Origin of the sequence: Novosphingobium terrae, assembly GCF_017163935.1 — a bacterium.
GTDB lineage: Bacteria > Pseudomonadota > Alphaproteobacteria > Sphingomonadales > Sphingomonadaceae > Novosphingobium > Novosphingobium terrae.
On record NZ_JABVZR010000001.1, the window covers coordinates 1,062,402 to 1,079,583 of the forward strand.

17 protein-coding genes are annotated in these 17,182 nt (G+C 64.8%); 8 read left to right on the forward strand and 9 right to left on the reverse strand.

What is annotated here, in order from left to right; all coding sequences use genetic code 11:
* Positions 1 to 3: 3 nt before the first annotated feature.
* Complete coding sequence (locus HGK27_RS05005; protein ID WP_206239225.1) at positions 4 to 651, forward strand: ParB-like protein; 648 nt, start codon at positions 4 to 6, stop codon at positions 649 to 651.
* A 39-nt stretch (positions 652 to 690) separates the two neighbouring features.
* Here HGK27_RS05005 and HGK27_RS05010 read toward each other — a convergent pair whose 3' ends face one another.
* Positions 691 to 1,134, reverse strand: coding sequence for a hypothetical protein (locus HGK27_RS05010; protein ID WP_206239227.1), 444 nt, complete (start codon positions 1,132 to 1,134; stop codon positions 691 to 693).
* A gap of 166 nt (positions 1,135 to 1,300) precedes the next feature.
* On the reverse strand, positions 1,301 to 3,640 hold the full coding sequence (locus HGK27_RS05015; protein WP_206239230.1) for a TonB-dependent receptor: 2,340 nt from the start codon (positions 3,638 to 3,640) through the stop codon (positions 1,301 to 1,303).
* A 397-nt stretch (positions 3,641 to 4,037) separates the two neighbouring features.
* Between HGK27_RS05015 and HGK27_RS05020 the strand changes: the two genes are divergently transcribed.
* Positions 4,038 to 4,211, forward strand: a complete 174-nt coding sequence (locus tag HGK27_RS05020; protein WP_206239232.1) for a hypothetical protein — start codon at positions 4,038 to 4,040, stop codon at positions 4,209 to 4,211.
* A gap of 64 nt (positions 4,212 to 4,275) precedes the next feature.
* Here the strand turns inward: HGK27_RS05020 and HGK27_RS05025 are convergent, their stop codons facing one another.
* Entirely contained in the window at positions 4,276 to 5,265 is a 990-nt protein-coding gene (locus tag HGK27_RS05025) for an aldo/keto reductase (RefSeq protein ID WP_206239233.1), read from the reverse strand.
* Between the two features lie 112 nt (positions 5,266 to 5,377).
* On the opposite strand from HGK27_RS05025, the gene HGK27_RS05030 reads away from it, so the two are divergent.
* On the forward strand, positions 5,378 to 6,283 hold the full coding sequence (locus HGK27_RS05030) for a LysR family transcriptional regulator (RefSeq protein ID WP_206239235.1): 906 nt from the start codon (positions 5,378 to 5,380) through the stop codon (positions 6,281 to 6,283).
* A gap of 3 nt (positions 6,284 to 6,286) precedes the next feature.
* On the opposite strand, the gene HGK27_RS05035 is transcribed toward HGK27_RS05030, so the two are convergent.
* A complete protein-coding gene (locus tag HGK27_RS05035; protein ID WP_206239237.1) occupies positions 6,287 to 7,159 on the reverse strand; it encodes a helix-turn-helix transcriptional regulator in 873 nt (290 codons plus the stop codon).
* A gap of 98 nt (positions 7,160 to 7,257) precedes the next feature.
* On the opposite strand from HGK27_RS05035, the gene HGK27_RS05040 reads away from it, so the two are divergent.
* Positions 7,258 to 8,172, forward strand: a complete 915-nt coding sequence (locus HGK27_RS05040) for an SDR family oxidoreductase (protein WP_206239239.1) — start codon at positions 7,258 to 7,260, stop codon at positions 8,170 to 8,172.
* Between the two features lie 39 nt (positions 8,173 to 8,211).
* Here HGK27_RS05040 and HGK27_RS05045 read toward each other — a convergent pair whose 3' ends face one another.
* The gene (locus HGK27_RS05045; protein WP_206239241.1) at positions 8,212 to 9,603 is read right to left on the reverse strand and encodes a hypothetical protein; all 1,392 of its coding nucleotides are present in this window, start codon (positions 9,601 to 9,603) and stop codon (positions 8,212 to 8,214) included.
* Between the two features lie 145 nt (positions 9,604 to 9,748).
* On the opposite strand from HGK27_RS05045, the gene HGK27_RS05050 reads away from it, so the two are divergent.
* The 3 genes from HGK27_RS05050 (at position 9,749) to HGK27_RS05060 (ending at position 11,894) form a co-directional block, all read left to right on the forward strand.
* The gene (locus HGK27_RS05050) at positions 9,749 to 10,162 is read left to right on the forward strand and encodes a cupin domain-containing protein (protein WP_206239242.1); all 414 of its coding nucleotides are present in this window, start codon (positions 9,749 to 9,751) and stop codon (positions 10,160 to 10,162) included.
* 254 nt (positions 10,163 to 10,416) lie between these two features.
* Positions 10,417 to 10,908: a DUF2271 domain-containing protein gene (locus tag HGK27_RS05055; RefSeq protein WP_206239244.1), complete on the forward strand. Its 492-nt coding sequence runs from the start codon at positions 10,417 to 10,419 to the stop codon at positions 10,906 to 10,908.
* 11 nt (positions 10,909 to 10,919) lie between these two features.
* The gene (locus HGK27_RS05060) at positions 10,920 to 11,894 is read left to right on the forward strand and encodes a DUF4198 domain-containing protein (RefSeq protein WP_241126852.1); all 975 of its coding nucleotides are present in this window, start codon (positions 10,920 to 10,922) and stop codon (positions 11,892 to 11,894) included.
* Positions 11,895 to 11,924: 30 nt separating this feature from the next.
* Here HGK27_RS05060 and HGK27_RS05065 read toward each other — a convergent pair whose 3' ends face one another.
* Both HGK27_RS05065 and HGK27_RS05070 read right to left on the reverse strand, forming a co-directional pair.
* Positions 11,925 to 12,581, reverse strand: coding sequence for an HAD family hydrolase (locus HGK27_RS05065; protein WP_206239246.1), 657 nt, complete (start codon positions 12,579 to 12,581; stop codon positions 11,925 to 11,927).
* Between the two features lie 60 nt (positions 12,582 to 12,641).
* The gene (locus HGK27_RS05070; RefSeq protein ID WP_206239248.1) at positions 12,642 to 13,562 is read right to left on the reverse strand and encodes a LysR family transcriptional regulator; all 921 of its coding nucleotides are present in this window, start codon (positions 13,560 to 13,562) and stop codon (positions 12,642 to 12,644) included.
* A gap of 94 nt (positions 13,563 to 13,656) precedes the next feature.
* Between HGK27_RS05070 and HGK27_RS05075 the strand changes: the two genes are divergently transcribed.
* Entirely contained in the window at positions 13,657 to 14,514 is an 858-nt protein-coding gene (locus tag HGK27_RS05075; protein WP_206239249.1) for an aldo/keto reductase family oxidoreductase, read from the forward strand.
* Positions 14,515 to 14,603: 89 nt separating this feature from the next.
* Here HGK27_RS05075 and HGK27_RS05080 read toward each other — a convergent pair whose 3' ends face one another.
* Both HGK27_RS05080 and HGK27_RS05085 read right to left on the reverse strand, forming a co-directional pair.
* Positions 14,604 to 15,482 carry an ADP-polyphosphate phosphotransferase gene (locus tag HGK27_RS05080; protein ID WP_206239251.1) on the reverse strand — a complete coding sequence of 293 codons (879 nt, stop codon included), beginning with the start codon at positions 15,480 to 15,482 and terminating at the stop codon, positions 14,604 to 14,606.
* A gap of 105 nt (positions 15,483 to 15,587) precedes the next feature.
* Positions 15,588 to 17,180, reverse strand: coding sequence for a cisplatin damage response ATP-dependent DNA ligase (locus tag HGK27_RS05085; RefSeq protein WP_206239253.1), 1,593 nt, complete (start codon positions 17,178 to 17,180; stop codon positions 15,588 to 15,590).
* Positions 17,181 to 17,182 lie beyond the last annotated feature (2 nt).

Sequence of the window (17,182 nt, forward strand, 5' to 3'; positions counted from 1 at the left end):
CGCATGGCCCTGTCTCACCCGATCGAACCTGTTCTCCACTCTGTGCCGATCAAGGATCTGCGCCCCACACAGATGACGGTGGGCATGCATGAGGTGAAGCGCAAGCGTGACGCCTGGGAAAAGCTGAAGGCCAAGGCCGAAAGCAAGGGCGGGGCTTTTCTCGGCACGCATATGATCCCCACGGTGGTGGGGCCCGATGGCGCGCACTGGCTGGTCGATCACCATCATCTGGCCCTCGCCCTGCATGAGGCGGGGGAGGAGAAGGTGCTGGTCTCGGTGATCGCCAAATTGCAGCACCTGCCCAAGAAGCGCTTCTTCGCCTTTATGGACAGCCACAACTGGCTCCACCCCTATGATGAGGAAGGCGAGCGCCGCGACTGGAAGGATCTGCCCCGCCATGTCGGCAAGCTGGTGGATGATCCCTATCGCTCGCTGGCCGGAGAGGTGAGGCGCGGCGGCGGCTATGCCAAGAGCCCCACGCCCTACACCGAATTCCTCTGGGCCGATTATTACCGCAGCCGGATCAAGCGCGGCCAGATCGAGGACAAGTTCGACAAGGCGCTGGTCAAGGGCATCGAACTGGCCCGCATTCCCGAAGCCTCCTATCTGCCGGGCTATGCCGGGCCTGACCATGGCGGCGAGGACGATTGATCCTGAGAGGCGGGCGCCGCAACGCCCGCCCCGCCGATCTCAGCTGTAATAGGCACCGTTGTAGCGGATAAAGCCCACCGGGTGATGGGTGAAATGCAGCACCGGCAGCTTGTCGGGGCCTTCATTGTCCTGCGTGGGATAGGCATCGGCCAGAGCGATATATTCGCCCTGAATCTCGATCGGGGTCTGTTCGCGCAGGTCCGGGATTTCGGCGTCGAGCCCTTCATTGTCGCCGAAGCGCACCGCCACGAAGAGGGTCTGGCCGGTGATCGCGGGTTCGTCGAACTGCGCGCCCTCCAGCTTGAGGACGGCCTCGACCTTCACCGTGAAATGCTGGTGATTGGCGCCATGGTGATTGCCCGGCCCGGCAAAGACCGTTTCCACCGTGCCCTGAATATGGACATGGGGCGCGCCTTGCGAATGGGCGAAGCGGTGATGGGGCAGAATGGCGGTCGCGCGGTTGGCGGGGAAGAAATCAGTCATCGGGCACCTCTGACGGCGGAGCGTGGGAGGTGCAGTCGATCAAAACACCGCGAAACTTTTGTGACGTGTCAGGCCTTTGGGCGACAGGGCGCGTCAGCTCTGCGGCCAAAGAAAAAGGGGGCTCCCAAAGGAAGCCCCCTCGATCCGGATCACAGCCGACCGATGCTTACATCTTGGCCGACAGCGTCACGCCGATGATGCGCGGATCGTTGTAGGCGCCGGCGCGATACCAGTTGGTGTCCAGCACGCCGATCAGGTTGCGCTCATTGGTCAGGTTACGCACGAAGACCGAGGCCGAGTAGTTCTTCCACTCGTAACCGGCACGCAGGCCGCCCTCGAAGGTGCCGTTCGTGGTGTATTCCACCGTGGTGTAAGGCGTGAGCGAGATCTTGCCCTGCACCGTCCAGTCGGTGGAGACGAAGGCCTTGCCCGGGCCGATCGGCAGATCGTAACGCAGGCCAAGGTTCAGGTTGTAGCTGGGCGCGTCAGGCAGCGGGTTGCCGTTGATCTGCGCGAAGACGCCGCCTGCCGTGGTCACCTTGGGGTTCAGCAGGGTGACGGCCGGAACGCCGCCCACCGCGCCGACCTGCGCATAGACGTTGGGATCGTTCACTTCGGTGTGCAGCAGCGAGAGGCCGGCGTTGAAGGTCAGGTTCTGCACGCGCACGTCGAACTCGGCTTCGGCGCCGTAACCCTGCGCCTGATTGGCGTTGAAGAGCACGCCGCTGCCGTTGCTGTCCTGCCCGTTGAGCTGGATGTTCTTCACCTTGTAGTAGAAACCGGTGAGGTTGAAGTGGCCGTGGTTGTTGAACAGCACGCTCTTCAGACCGGCCTCATACGAGGTGTTGGTTTCCGACTTGGCGGTGGTGAAGGCCGAGCTGAACACTGCCGAGCGGCCCTGAATGGTGGGGCCACGGAAACCGCGCGCCACGCGGGCGTAGAAGCTGGTGTGATCGTCCAGGCGATAGAGCGTGGCGATGTCCCAGCTGGGCTGCGTGTCCGACATGCGGACATAGGTCGGCGCCGTGGTGGGGAAGGTGGAGGCGCCCGTCACCGTGCGCGGCGGGGTGGTCAGGGCGGTGCTCTTGGTGTCGTTGGTGACGCGCACGCCGCCCGTCACGCTCCAGGCCGGGGTGAGGTTGTAGGTCGCCTGACCGAACAGGCCCCAGCTGGTGTTGATGTTGTGCAGCTGCACCCAGTTGTTGGGGTTGGGGGCGGTGCCCAGCGCGTTGTTCTGCAGGAAGAAGGCACGCTGATAGAACTGCGTGTTGTCACGCGAGTCGAAGTAGATGCCGCCGACCTGCCACTTCAGCTTGCCATTGTCGGGCCCGGCCAGACGCACTTCCTGAGTCAGCTGGGTCAGACCGGCCACGCGGCCCATCGATTCGCCGCAACCGGCATAGGGGTTGGCGGCAGAGGCCGTGCAGAGCGGGGTGGTGGCGCCATAGGCCGCAGCCGCGCCGCCGTCGGTGTCGCCACGGCTGTAGCCCTGCACATGCTCCAGCGCGGAGATCGAGGTCAGCGTCACGCCGCCGAACTTGTGGTCGATCTTCAGCTGTTCGCCATGCGTGTCATAGGCCTGCGGGTTGTTGTTGCCCTCGGCATAGTTGACCGCGCGCAGGTTCAGGCCCGGCGTGGGGTTGGTGCTGCCCTGCGTGACCGACTGGCGGTAGAACACCGTCGCGCTGCCGTCATAGTGGCGATAGTGGCCTTCCAGCTTCACGCTGGTGTCTGCATCGGGCTGCCACAGCAGCTGGAGGCGACCGTCGCGCTCGTTGAAGCCGCCCATCACGTTCTTGCCGGGCACGGTGCCATCGTCGCTGGCGCCCTGATAGTTGTTGCTGATCCAGTTGTCGCGGTGCTGGTACAGGCCCGACACGCGGAACATCAGGGTCTTGTCAGCATTCAGCGGGCCGCCGACGCCGGCTTCCACGTTGACGCTGTTGTAGGTGCCCCACGAAGCGGTGGCATGGGCCTTCCACTCGGGGGTGGGAGCGGCGTTGGCGATCTTGATGATGCCCGCCGTGGTGTTGCGGCCGAAGAGCGAACCTTGCGGGCCCTTCAGAACTTCGATGTCGCCCACGTCATAGATCGGGTTGGACTTGAGCACGACATGCTCTTCCACCACATCGTCCTGGATCAGCGAGACGGGCTGCGAGGCGCCGAGGTAGAAGTCGATGTTGCCGAGGCCACGGATGAAGAAGACCGGGAAGATGCGGCCCGTGGTCGATTCCGAATAGAGGCTGGGCACGCGGCCCGACAGCTTGATCAGCGTGTCACCGCCGCCCGAGGCGTAGTCGCTCATCTGCTCATTGTTCACCACCGAGAGGGTGATGGGCACTGTCAGGTTGCTTTCCTTGCGGTGCTGCGCGGTCACCACGATGTCGCCCGGAGCGTCTGCGCCAGCATCGGCAGCGGGGGCTGCGCTCTGGGCGAAAGCGGTGGGCGCGCAGGCGAGCGCAAGCATGCTGGCAGCCGCGAGGGCTGCGGAGCGCGTGAAGGTCATCGGTGGTAGTCCCCTGTAAAAAATCTGTCTTTCGCGGGCAGTTGCTGTCCGGAGCCCCCGGCCGCAAAACTCGATGCCAGCGATTACGGGGGATATATGACAGTTTTTGGACAAGCTTACACAGATTGGGGCAGGGGAGGCCCATTTCTTGGCACAGTGTTGCCCACAAGCATCTTTTTGTTGCGGTGAACGGACTTATCGCTTGCCGGCAGACTGCCGGTTCAGATCTGGTGCAAGCGGTTACTGTGTAAAGCGCTCCGCAACTTGCACAGGGAGAATGCCTCCATTGCGGATGTTTTCATGCGTGATTGCCTCGATAGCGGATCGATCCTGACATTTTGTTCAGAAGCGCTCAAGTCGTGATCACTATGTCCTGCCTTATGTGAAGGAGAACAGGATGGATGATCAAACTTTGGCCCGGCATATCGAGCGTCTCGAAGCCGTGATGGCGGATCTGGATGCCGAAGGCTTGCGGATGCCCGCGATTCACGTCTCGGCGGCGGTGGATGCCTTGTGGAAGATTGCCAATGCCGATCCGGCGCATGCCCAGCCATTTGCGCGCATCGCGTGAGCGCGGATGGGCAAGGGGGCGCCGCGATGGACTCGCGACTCCCCCTGCGGCTTGGCGTTAAGGATCAGTCCCGCCCGACGATGGACATTTCACGCTCGCCATAGCGCGCGCCCTGAACATCGGACATCACCGCGGCGATGGATGCCAGATCCTCTGCCGAGAGGGTCAGATCGGCAGCGGCGATGTTGGCTTCCAGATGCTCGATCTTGCGGGCGCCGGGGATGGGGATCACATCCTCGCCCTGTGCCAGCACCCAGGCCAGCGCCAGTTGGGCCGCTGTCACACCGCGCTCTTCGCCCATGGCCTGCAGCCGGTCGACCAGCGCCAGATTGGCTTCCAGATTGTCGCCGGTGAAGCGCGGCTGGCTGGAGCGGAAATCATTCTCGCCAAAATCCTGAGCGCCCCGGATCTTGCCTGAAAGGAAACCACGCCCCAGCGGGCTGTACGGCACAAAACCGATGCCCAAGTCGCGGCAGGTCGGCAGGATCTCGTGCTCCACATCGCGGGTCCAGAGTGAATATTCGCTCTGCAGCGCGGCGATGGGGTGGACGGCATGGGCGCGGCGCAACTGCCCCGCCGAAACCTCCGACAGGCCGATCTCGCGCACCTTGCCCTCGCGCACCAGCTCGGCCATCGCGGCGACGGTCTCCTCGATCGGCGTGGCGGGATCGGGGCGGTGCAGGTAATAAAGGTCGATCACATCGACGCCCAGCCGCTTGAGCGAGGCTTCGGCCACGCTTTTGGCCTGAGCCGGGCTGCCGTTCACGCCGGTGACGCGCTGGAAGCCAACACCCTGATCGCCGATGGAAAAACCGAATTTGGTGGCGATGGTGAGTTTATCGCGGAAGGGGCGCAGGGCGCGGCCCACGATTTCCTCATTCTCGTAAGGGCCATAGACTTCGGCAGTGTCGAAAAAGGTGACGCCCAGTTCCACCGCGCGGTGAAGCGTGGCGATGGAGGCCTTTTCCTCATGCCCGCCATAGACCGCCGTGAACCCCATGCAGCCAAGGCCCACTGCCGAGACCGAAAGCTGACCCAATTTGCGCTGTTGCATAATCTTGCTCCAGTTGAAGAACTGGCTTGCGTTCTAACCCTCTGGCCTGCGCTGCCCAGCCGCACTATCAAGCACATGCTGTTCGATTGGATTGCACACTGGAAAGCGCCCGATGACTCGAGAACATTTGCCCCATCTCAGCCTGTTCGCCGAAGTGGCGCGGCGGGGCGGCTTTCGTGCCGCGGCACGGGCCTTGGGCATGTCGCCCTCGGCGGTCAGCCACAGTGTGGCGCTGCTGGAAGAGCGGCTGGGGGTGCGTCTGCTCAACCGCACCAAGCGCAGTCTGGCGCTGACCGAAGCGGGCGAGCGCCTCTTTGCCCGCCTCGATCCGGCGATGGAGGACATTGCGCAAGGCCTGCGCGACGCGTTGGAAACCAGCGATGAGCCTTCGGGACGGGTGCGGATCACCACGCCGCAATCGGCCTGCACCATGCTGCTGAAACCCCATCTGGGGGATTTTTCGCGCGCCTTTCCTGCCGTCTCGCTGGAAATTCTGGTCGAGGATCGCTTCGTCGACATCGTGGCGGACCGCTTCGATGTCGGCCTGCGGCTGGGCGAGGCGCTGCGGCCCGATATGATCGCGGTGATGATCAGCCCGCCGATGCGCTTCACCATCGTCGCCTCGCCAGCCTATCTGGAGCGTCATGGCCGCCCGGCCAGTCTGGACGATCTTGCGCATCACCGCTGCATTCGCCGCCGCTTCAGCAGCGGCTTGCTCTATGTCTGGGAGGTGGAGCGCGACGGCACCGAAATCACCCTGCCGCATGCCAGCGAAACCATCACCACCAATGACGACGATCTGATGCTGGAGGCTGCGCTCAACGGCAGCGGCATCGCCTTCCATTATGAGCGCCGCATCGCCCAGCATATCGCCGAGGGCCGCCTGATCGAACTCTTCCCGGAGAATTGTGGGACCTTCCCCGGCTTCTACCTCTATCATTCCAGCCGCCGGGGCATGCGCCCGGCGGTGCGCGCCTTTATCGATTTCTTCGTGGCGGCCAATCGCGGCCTGCGCTGAGGATCAGGCGGTTTCCACCTCGCGGCTTTGCCGCCGCGCCTCGATCAGCTGGCGCACCTGCTCCACGCCTTCGGGGGTGGCGGGGTTGTAGACCATCATGTTGAGGTCCGATCGCCCCTCGACGGCGAAGGTGGAAAACTCCAGTTCGATCAGCCCCACGTCGGGATGGCGGATGCGCTTCAAGCCGTCGCCATGGCCGACGATATCATTGCCGCGCCACAAGTCGGCAAAAAGAGCGCTGCCTTGCGACAATTCCTCCACCAGCTGGCGGATTTCCTCGCCCGCCCCGGCCCGCGCGGCATCGGCGCGAAAGGCGGCGACCACGAAACGCGCGACGCTCAGCCAGTCTTCCTGAGCGTCGCGGATGCGCGTGTCGGAAAACATCAGGCGCAGGATGTTGCGCTGCTTGCGCGGCAAGGTGGCGTAATCGGTGAGCAGCGAGGCGGCGGCCTCGTTCCACGCCATCACATCCCAGGTGGCGGTGCGGATGATCGCCGGGCTGAGCGCCATGGCATCCAGCACGCGTTGCAGGCGCGGGGTGATGCCCTCCACCTCGCGATAGCGCGGCTCGGGCGGGTGGCCGAGGGCCAGCATGAACATATGCTCGCGCTCGGGCTCGGTCAGCATCATGCCCGAGGCGATGCGGTTGAGCACATCGGCGGAAGGGGCTCCGCCGCGCCCCTGCTCCAGCCAGGTGTACCAGGTGGCGCTGATGTTGGCGCGCTGCGCCACCTCTTCGCGGCGCAGGCCGGGGGTGCGGCGGCGACCGGTGGCAAAGCCGAAGCTGGCCGGATCGAGCCGCGCCCGCCGGTCGCGCAGGAACCCGCCCAGCGCATTGCCGGTTTCGCCATCGGGCGTTGTTGTATCGGAAGCCATGCCGCGATCCTGTTGAGGATTATACCACGATAAAGTCACTACTTTAACAGGAAGCCATTTAGGCCGAAACCGCCCTCCGGACAAGACAGGAGCCCCCCATGCGTATCTTTCTGACTGGAGCGACCGGCTTTATCGGATCGCGGATCGTCCCCGAACTGCTCGCCGCCGGGCATCAGGTGCTGGGCCTCACCCGCTCCGACAGCGGCGCGCAGGCGCTGGAACAGGCCGGGGCGCAGGTGCATCGCGGCACGCTGGAAGACCCCGCGACTCTGCGCAGCGGTGCCGAGCAGGCCGATGCCGTGATCCACACCGCCTTCGACCATGATTTCTCCAACTTCCTCGCCAATTGCGAGAAGGACCGCGTGGCCATCACCGCCATGGGCGAGGTGCTGAAAGGCTCGAACCGCCCGCTGCTGATCACCTCGGGCACCGGGCTGGGCAGCCATGCCGATGGCTCGCCTGCCACCGAGGATGTCTATGACAACACCCATCCCAACCCGCGCGCCGCTTCGGAGCAGGCCGGGCAGGCGCTGCTTCAGGCCGGGGTGCATGTCGATGTGATGCGTCTGCCTCAGGTGCATAATCCCGAAAGGCAGGGGCTGATCTCGCCGCTGGTGGCGATTTCGAAGGAGAAGGGCCGCGTGGCCTATGTGGGCGAGGGGGCCAACCGCTGGCCTGCGGGCCATGTCGGCGATGTGGCGCTGCTCTATCGTCTGGCCATCGACCATGCTCTGAATGGCGGCGCGCCGGGCTCGCGCTGGAACGCCGTGGGCGAGGAAGGCATTTCCGCCCGCGCCATCGCGCAGGTGCTGGGCGAGGGGCTGGGCCTGCCGGTGGTGTCGCTCACGCCTGAAGAAGCGCCCGAGCATTTCGGCTGGATGGCGATGTTCGCCGCGCTCGATATGCCCGCCTCCAGCGCGATCACCCGCGCCACGCTGGGCTGGAATCCCAAGGGGCCCGGCCTCATCGAGGATCTGAAGGCCATGGACTATCAGGCTGCTTTCGCCGGATAGTCCCAAGCCGGGCGGTGGGTGATCCTGCCGCCCGGTCTTTCAGCGACCGATCAGCCCCAGCGCGTGGCGGATAAAGGCGTCATGATCCAGCACCCAGCGGTCGGCAGGGGGCAGGTTGGGGTTGGTGAAGGTCCAGCCCTCCTTGCCATAGACGCGTTGGAAATTGCCCTTGGTGTTGAAGGCCAGCGAGACCGCGCGCTGCTGGGCAGGCGTGGTGTCCTCATTGCCCCATACGCCCGTGCCGCCCGGCGCCATGCGGTTGCCGGTGGGTCGCAGCGCGAAGACATAGGGCTCGTTGCGGAAGCTCTCCACCGTGGTGTTGAGGAAGACCGAGAGATAGACCTTGTCCAGCGCGGACAGCGGATTGGCAGGCATGCGCCAGCCGGGCGTGGCCAGCAGCGGCCAGGGATAGTTGCCGGGCTGGCCATAGATGATCTCGCTGCGCAGATCGACCAGCGCATCGCGCGGGCTCTGCAGCGGGGCGATGCGTTTGAGATGCAGGTTTTCCGCCCATGTAAATCCGAAGGCCGAGGCATCCACCAGCGGCATCGCCGAGGGCGGCGTGTCCTTCGGCTGGTTGGAGACCGTTACGTTCTCATAGATGCGCAGATAGGCCTTGTCCTTCAGCTGATGGCCGCTGGCCACATCCTTCCATGCCCGGTCGCCATGCCAGTAGGAATTGCGCAGGTGAGAGACCAGAATGCCGTTGATGTAGGTGGAGTGCTCCTGATCGACATTGGTGCCGACATTGCCCGCGATGTCGCTGTCCTCGACATAGAGCATGGTCTGGCCGCTCGGCACGAAAAGCGCGTTCTTGCCGCCATAGAGGCGCGAGCGGCGCACCACGGCGGTGAACAGCCCCGGCGCCGTGCCCCCGGCCACCTCCAGATGCAGCGCGCCCTGCGGCTGGATCGAGCCGGGAAAATCGAGGGCAATGTCGCGCATCTCGAAATGGATGCGCTGCTTGCCGATCTCGAAGAGGCGCAGGTCGATGCCCGCCCATTCTCCGGAATCGCGGAAGGTCACCTGCCGCCCGGGGATCGAGGAGCGGATGATATATTGCGTGCCCTGAAGGTTGCCGATGATCTGCGGCATCCATGGCACGAAAGGATAGACGCAGGGCTTCCCTTCATGGTCCAGCGCCTCATAGACAAACTCGAAGCCGCCCTCGACACGGCCATAGAGTGAGGCCGCATCGCGCCCGGCATAGACCTCCTTGCGCGCCGCGCGTGAGGCTTCGCATTTCACCTGAAGCACCACCGCCGGGCGCTTGAGCCCCGCCATCGGCATATAGAAGGGGTAGAGCCGGTCGGCATGCTGCGCCGGGGACAGCGGCTGGGGCGCCGGGGCGGCCTGGGCGAGGGAGGCTGACGCCCCCAGCAGCAAGGCGCAGATCCGCAGCAGGGGCTTGAGGGCGGTGAAAGCGGGCACGACAATTCCCTTTGAAGCGTATCGACCGACCCTAACCTTGTGAAAGTAAACGCGGCGTTGCGCAATTGCGCTCGCACAATCGCCAAAGGGGGCTATGGTGTTCCTGTGCCGGGCGGAGATCCTGCCTGTTACGGGGGAGTTGGTGATGCGTGCGATCCTTTCGGCCTGTCTGCTGCCTGTCACCCTGATTGCCGCGCCACTTTCCGCGCAGAGCGCAGCGCCTGCCGCGGCTTTGCCCGATGCGTCGAAGGGTGATCTCACCGCCAGCATCGATCTGGGGGCCGAGTTTTCCGCGATGCAGGGCTATGTCTTCACCCAGACGCTCTACACCATCGCGCCGGGCACGGGCAGGGCGCTGCATTCGCATAAGGATTTCCCGGAGATCGTGCGTATCCTCGCGGGCACGCTGACCCAGAACCGCGCGGGCGAGCCGCCCAGAGCCTATGGCCCCGGTTCGACCATCGTGACCTCGGGCGGGGTCAGCCATGAATGGGCCAATCTGGGCAAGGAGCCGGTGGTGTTCATCGCCACCGCGATCCGCCGGGCGCCTCTCAAATGATCATCGGCAAGCCATAAGTCTTGCGTTCAAGGCATCACTTGTATCAGCCGCGACACCTTTCGCGCGAGAAGATTACAAGAGATAAAGTTGTAATTGCTAATCATTCGCGTTAATCCACGCTTGTGGGCATCATTCTTTCCGATCCGAACCCTTGCGCCTGCATGCTGCTGCCTGATGGGCGGCAGGGATGCGGCGTGGGCGGAGCCGGGAAAGGGCGCTCGTTTTTCTCTTTGTTCCCGAAAGGATAGACCCCAGTGCGTTCTGCTTCCTTTGTCCTGATTGCGGGCGCGCTCTCGGCGCCTTTTGCCTCTTCGGCTGCGGCCAGCACGGTGTCGGTCACGCTGCCGCGCATGTCGCTGGCCGAGTATAAGCGCCCTTACGTGGCGGGCTGGATCGAGCCTGCCAATGGCGGCGCGCCGCGCAGCCTCTTCGTATGGTATGATCTGAAGAAGGGCGGCAATGAGCCGGGCACGAAGTGGCTGGGCGATCTGCGTTCGTGGTGGCGTAAGGCCGGGCGCCTGATGAAGCTGCCCGCCGATGGCGTGAGCGGGGCCACCCGCGCCCCGGGCACCTACACCATCGCTCTGCCGGGTGATCTGGCGCCGGGGCATTATGTCTTCAACGTCGAGGTGGCGCGCGAGCATGGCGGGCGCGAGCTGGTCAGCGTGCCGGTCTCGATCCCCAACCCTGCGGGCAAGGCCTCGGGCAAGTCCGAGATCGGCGCTGTCGTGGTGGCGGCCAAGTGAGGGGCGGGATCATGATGCGCAGACTCGCTTTCGCTCTGGTCCCGATGCTACTGGCGGGCACGGCGATGCCCGCTCTGGCCGACAGCACCTACATCAAGCCCTCCGCCACCAGTCTGGCGGGCAACAACAACACCGTGACCTTCGATGCGGCGGGGGCGGATCATCTGTTCCAGCTGGATCACCGGCCCGTGGTGCTGGCCACGATCAAGGCGGAGAAGCCCGATGGCACCCCCGCCACGCTGGCCAATGCGTTGCAGCAGCGCTTCCGCTCGGTCTTCGACCTGAAGCTGGATCAGGACGGCACATGGCGCATCGTTTCGCAGCAGACCATGGTGATGGGCACCGTCAAGATCGACGGGCAGGAGCGCCGCGTGGGTGGCCGTGGCGGTCCGCCTCCGGGGCAGGGCGGCAATGGGCCGAATGGACAGCGTCCGGCTGGGCCTAATGGCCCGGGCGAGGGTCGTCCGGGTGGCGAAGGGCGTGGTCCTGAAGGCGGTCCCGGGCCGGGCGGTCCGGGCGGACCCGGAGGCCCGGGTGGCCCCGGTCGCGTGCCGCCGCTGGCCCTTGCGGACATCCCCGAGAACGCCACCGATGTGCATTTGACCGAAACCGTCAGCACCACGGAAACCTTCGTGACTCAGGGCGCGCCCACTCCGCTCAAGCCCAAGGGCAAGGGGCTGGAGTTCGATCCCGTCACCCATCCCAATGCGGTGGCCATGGGTGAGCCCGCGCAGTTCCGCTATCTGATCGACGGCCAGCCTGCCGCTGGCGTGAAGGTGACCGTCATCGCCGATGGCGACCGCTATCGCGAGCAGACTGACGCCCAGACCCTGACCACCGACAAGCAGGGTCTCGTCACCATCAAGTGGCCGAGTGCCGGGCTCTACTGGATCGGCGCAGAGGCCGAGGACAAGAAGCCCGATGAAAAGCGCGCGGAAAGCCGCCGCATGATGAGCGCCGTCACGCTGGAAGTGGCGACGCCGTAAAGATGGGCGCGGCCATCGTGGGGTGAAGCTTCAGGCTTGCTCCACGATGGCGGCCACCTCGTCCCAGTTGTGGGCGATATGGGTGGCTCCGGCGGCGCGCAGGCGTTCGCCGTGGCCTGTGCGGATATGCGATCCGGCGCAGAGGCCGATCACCCTCATGCCGGCTGCGATGCCTGCTTTCACGCCCGAGGGGCTGTCCTCGATCACGATGCAGTCTTCGGGCCGGGCGTTCAGCTGCTGCGCCGCATGCAGGAAGATATCGGGATAAGGTTTGCCTCTTTCGACAAGATCGGCGCTGAAGACGCGATCCGTGAAAAGGTCGGAGAGGTTCAGCACCTCAAGGCAGACCTCAAGGCGTTCCATGGAACTGGATGAGGCGATGCAGCGCGGCAATGTCGCGAAACGCCGGATGAAGGCGGTGGCCCCGGTCACCTCGGTCAAGTCCGAGCGGAAGCGGGTCAGTGTGTTGACCATCAGCTTTTTGGCGAAGCCCTTGGGCAGGCAGGCACCGATGTCCGCCGCGATCAGCGCCGCCAGATCGTGCCAGCGCTGGCCCATATAGCGGTCCAGCGCGTCGTCATAACTTGTGGGGCGGCCCAGCGCCGAGATTTCCTCGGCCAGCACGATGTTGGCCAGAGCCTCGCTGTCGGCGATCACGCCGTCGAAATCGAAGATCAGTGCGGTCATCGCGCTCCAGCCCCGTTGATGCCCGGGATGCTACAGGGATCGCGCCGAGACCGCCATGGCTCATCGCTGACCGGTTGCAAAGTCAGGGCGGGCGCGGATAAAATCGATAAAGGCGCGCAAGGGCGGCGGCAGATGACGCCGCCCCGAATAGTAAAGCATCGGGCCGGAAAAGGGCTGATCCCAGTCTTCCAGAAAGCGCACCAGCGCGCCGCTGTGCAGATGGGGAGCCAGCCAGTCCTCGAAGAGATGGATCACGCCGAGACCGGCGACGGCGGCATCGACCAACAGATCGCAGGCCAGACCCGGCTGGATCACTAGAGGGCCGGTGGGATCGAGGCGCAGCACCTCCTCGCCCTTTTCGAACTCCCAGATGGCCAGCGCGCCACTGGAAAAGCGGCCGCGCATGCAGGCGTGTTGCAGCAAGTCGCGCGGATGGGTGGGGGTGCCATGCTCGGCCAGATAGGCAGGGGCGGCGGCGGTGATGATCGTCTGCTGGCGCGGGCCGATGGGCACGGCGATCATGTCCTGCTCCAGCCGTTCCTCATAGCGGATGCCCGCGTCCGCGCCCGAGGCGAGGATGTCGACGAAGCTGTCCTCCACCGTCACTTCCACGCGGATCTGGGGATGGGCGCGGAGAAAAGGAGGCAGGATGCCGGGCAGCACGGTCTTGGCGACATTGGCGGGCACATTGATGCGCAAGGTGCCCGCAGGCTGGTCACTGCGGGCCTGCACCGCTTCCAGCGCGGCGCTGACCTCGGCCAGCGCGGGGGTGAGGCGGGCGTAGAGCCGTTCCCCCGCTTCGGTGAGGGAAATGCTGCGCGTGCTGCGATGGAGCAGCCGCACCGCCAGCCGTGTTTCCAGCCGTTTGAGCGCCTCGCTCAGCCCCGAGGCGGAGAGGCCGCTGGTGCGGGCGGCCTCGCGAAAGCCTCCGGCGCGGGCCACGGCCATAAAGGCGGAGAGGTCATCCAGTTCCATCGCCATTGTACGAAATTCCGAACAAGCTGTTGCGAATGACCCGGCTTATCGATCGCCGCGCGCAAGTCCATAACAGATCCAACATCACAGGAGGCATCTGATGAGCAATCTTGCAAAAGCCGGCACCTTCAAGCTCGGCGACCTTACCGTGAACCGCATGGGCTATGGCGCGATGCAGCTGGCCGGGCCGGGCGTGTTTGGTCCGCCGCGCGATCATGCTCAGGCTGTGGCGGTGCTGCGCGCGGCCATCGAGGCCGGGGTCAACCATATCGACACCAGCGATTTCTATGGCCCGCATGTGACCAACACAATCATCGCCGAGGCGCTGCATCCCTACACCGAGGATCTGGTGATCGTGACCAAGGTGGGCGCGCTGCGGGGCGAGGATGCCTCGTGGAACCCGGCGCAAAGCCCGGAGCAGCTGACGCAGGCCGTGCATGACAATCTGCGCAATCTGAAGCTGGATGTGATCGATGTGGTCAATCTGCGGCTGATGGGCGATGTGCATGCGCCCAGCGAAGGTCCGCTGGAGGAGCAATTCACGGCGCTGGCGGAACTGCAGCAGCAGGGGCTGATCCGTCATTTGGGGCTCAGCAATGCGACCGCCAAGCAGGTCAAACAGGCGCAGGCCATCGCGCCGGTGGTCTGTGTGCAGAACCTGTACAATCTGGTGCATCGCGAGGATGAGGCGCTGGTGGAAGACCTGGCGGCTCAGGGCATTGCCTATGTGCCCTTCTTCCCGCTGGGCGGTTTTACGCCGATCCAGTCGGATCAGTTGGCGCAGCTGGCTGCCGGTATCGGGGCGACATCGATGCAGGTGGCGCTGGCATGGCTGCTGGCGCGTTCGCCCAATCTGCTGCTGATCCCGGGGACGTCCAGCCTGAACCATCTGTCGGAAAATCTGGCGGCGGCTGAGTTGGAACTGACCCCGGACCTTCTGGCGAAGCTGGACCTCTAAAACCGTGGAATAGGTGCCTGCCCGATAGGTTGGGCGCAACGTAGACACTTAATGGGAGCGCGAGGGGGTAACCCCCTCGCATTTCCTTTTCACTCCCTCTGCCCAATCAAATCTGCCCGAATGGCCTGCAACTCGGCCTCATGCGCGGCGGTGACCTTGGGGAAGTGGGGCTTCAACCCGTCGAGCAGATCCAGCACGATCTGAGAGACGATCAGCCGGGCGTTCTCCTTGTCGTCGGCGGGCACGACATACCATGGCGCATCGGCGCTGCTGGTGGCGCTGATGGCGGCCTCATAGGCCTTGCGGTAATCCTTCCAGAACTTGCGCTCCTCCACGTCGGAGGGGCTGAGCTTCCAGTTCTTGTCGGGCTCATCGATGCGGGCGAGGAAGCGCTTGCGCTGCTCCTCCTTGGAGAGGTGCAGGAAGATTTTCACGATGCGCGTGCCATTGGCGTGGAGGTGCCGCTCGAAATCGCGGATCGAGCGATAGCGGTCCTCCCAGAGGTCGTCTCCCTTCAGGCGCTTGGCGGGAAAACCCTGGCCTTCGAGAATCTCGGGATGGACGCGCACCACCAGCACATCCTCGTAATAGGATCGGTTGAAGATGCCGATCTGGCCGCGCTCGGGCAGTTTGATCGCGGCGCGCCAGAGGAAATCATGCTGCACCTCGGTGGCGCTGGGGTGCTTGAAGCTGGAGACCTGACAGCCCTGCGGGTTGATGCCGGACATCACGTGGCGGATCGCGCCATCCTTGCCCGCCGCATCCATCGCCTGAAAGATGACGAGGACGGCGTGGCTGTTGTCGGCATAGTGGCGCTGCTGCAACTCGCTGAGCTTGGCGACGTGGTCGGCCAGCATCTCGTGATAGTTGTCCTTGGAGTGGTAGACGGGCGTCACCAGCGTCTTGCGCTTCTTGAGATCGACCTCCTCACCCGGGGCAATGCGGTAATCCTTGAGGCGAATTTTCATGAGGGTGGCCCTTCGGTTGGAGGAGGAGAGAAAGGATTGCCGGTTGCGGCGGCTTGGGCAAGGGGCTTGCGCGGTGGATGGCGCGTGCCTGTGGCGCTCTGTCGCTCAATGCGGGATCATGGCTTGCAGGGTGGCGACCAGATCGGCCTCGGCGGCGGGCTTGTCGCGGCGGATGCGGGCGATGCGGGGAAAGCGCATCGCCAGCTTTGACTTGTGGCGGTTGCTTTCGTGGATGGAATCGAAGGCGACTTCGAAGACAAGCGATTTCTCCACCTCGCGCACCGGGCCGAAGCGGTTGGTGGTGTGCTGGCGCACAAAGCTGTCGAGCCATTTGAGGTCTTCGTCGGTGAAGCCGGAATAGGCCTTGCCCACCGGCACCAGTTCGCCGCCTTCTTCCGGCGGGGCGGTCCAGCAACCGAAGGTGTAGTCCGAATAGAAGCTGGAGCGCTTGCCCGAGCCGCGCTGGGCATACATCAGCACGCAATCGGCGGTGAGCGCGTCGCGCTTCCATTTGTACCAGAGCCCCACGCGACGCCCGCCCACATAGGGGCTGTCGCGGCGTTTGAGCATCACGCCCTCAATGGCGGCATCGCGGGCGCCGTCGCGCAGCACGGAGAGGGCGTTGAAATCCGCCGCCTCGATCAGCAGCGAGAGGTCGAAGCGGGTGGCGGGCAGGCTGGGCATGATCGCTTCCAGCCTTTTGCGGCGCTGGTGCCACGGGAGGGGGCGCAGGTCTTCGCTGCCATCCAGCAGCACATCGTAGAGGCGCACGAAGGCCGGGTAGTCCTCCAGCATGCGTGCGCTGACCTGCTTGCGGCCCAGCCGCTGCTGCAGGGCGTTGAAGCTGGCCGCGCCGCCTTCCTCGCCGCCCTGATGGCTGCCGCGCACCAGCAATTCGCCGTCCAGCACGCCATCGCGGGTGACGTCCGCCGCCACCTCGGGGAAGGAGGCGGTGATATCGTCGCCGCCCCGACTGTAGAGCCTTGTCTCGCCGCCCATGCGGACGAGTTGCACGCGGATGCCGTCCCATTTCCATTCGGCGGCGAAGTCGGCCAGATCGACTTGCTCCTCGCCGAGTGGATGGGCGAGCATAAAGGGGCGGAACACCGGGCGATGCGCGGCATCGGGTTTGGGGCCTTGCCCGCGCGCCCAAGCGAAGAGTTCGGTATAGGGCGGCTCCAGCGCATGCCATGCCTCCTCCACCTCATCCAGAGGCAGCGTGAAGGCTTGGGCAAAGGCCGTCTTGGCCAGCCTTGCCGACACGCCGATGCGCAAGGCGCCGGTCGCCAGCTTGAGCAGAGCGAAGCGTCCCTTAGCATCCAGCCTGTCCAGCAGCGCGGCCAGATCGGCATGGACGCTGCTGCGTGTCATCGCCTGCAACGCTGCGACCGTCTCGCTGAGCCCCGGCGGCGCGGCGGGCGCATCGGGCGCGGGCCACAGCAGACTGACCGTTTCCGCCGTATCGCCGACATAATCGCGCGAGAGGGCAAACAGCACCGGATCGACCCTCTGCCCGATCAGCGCCCGGATCGCGGCAGGCTTCACCGCGGGAAAATCCAGTCCACCGGTCAGCCCGGCCAAGGCCCAGCCGCCATCGGCATCGGTGGCATGGCGCAGATAGTCCGCAATCAGATCCAGCTTGCCGTTGCGCGAGCGTGTGTAGATCAGCCGGTCGATGAGGTTGGCGAAATCCTCCACGC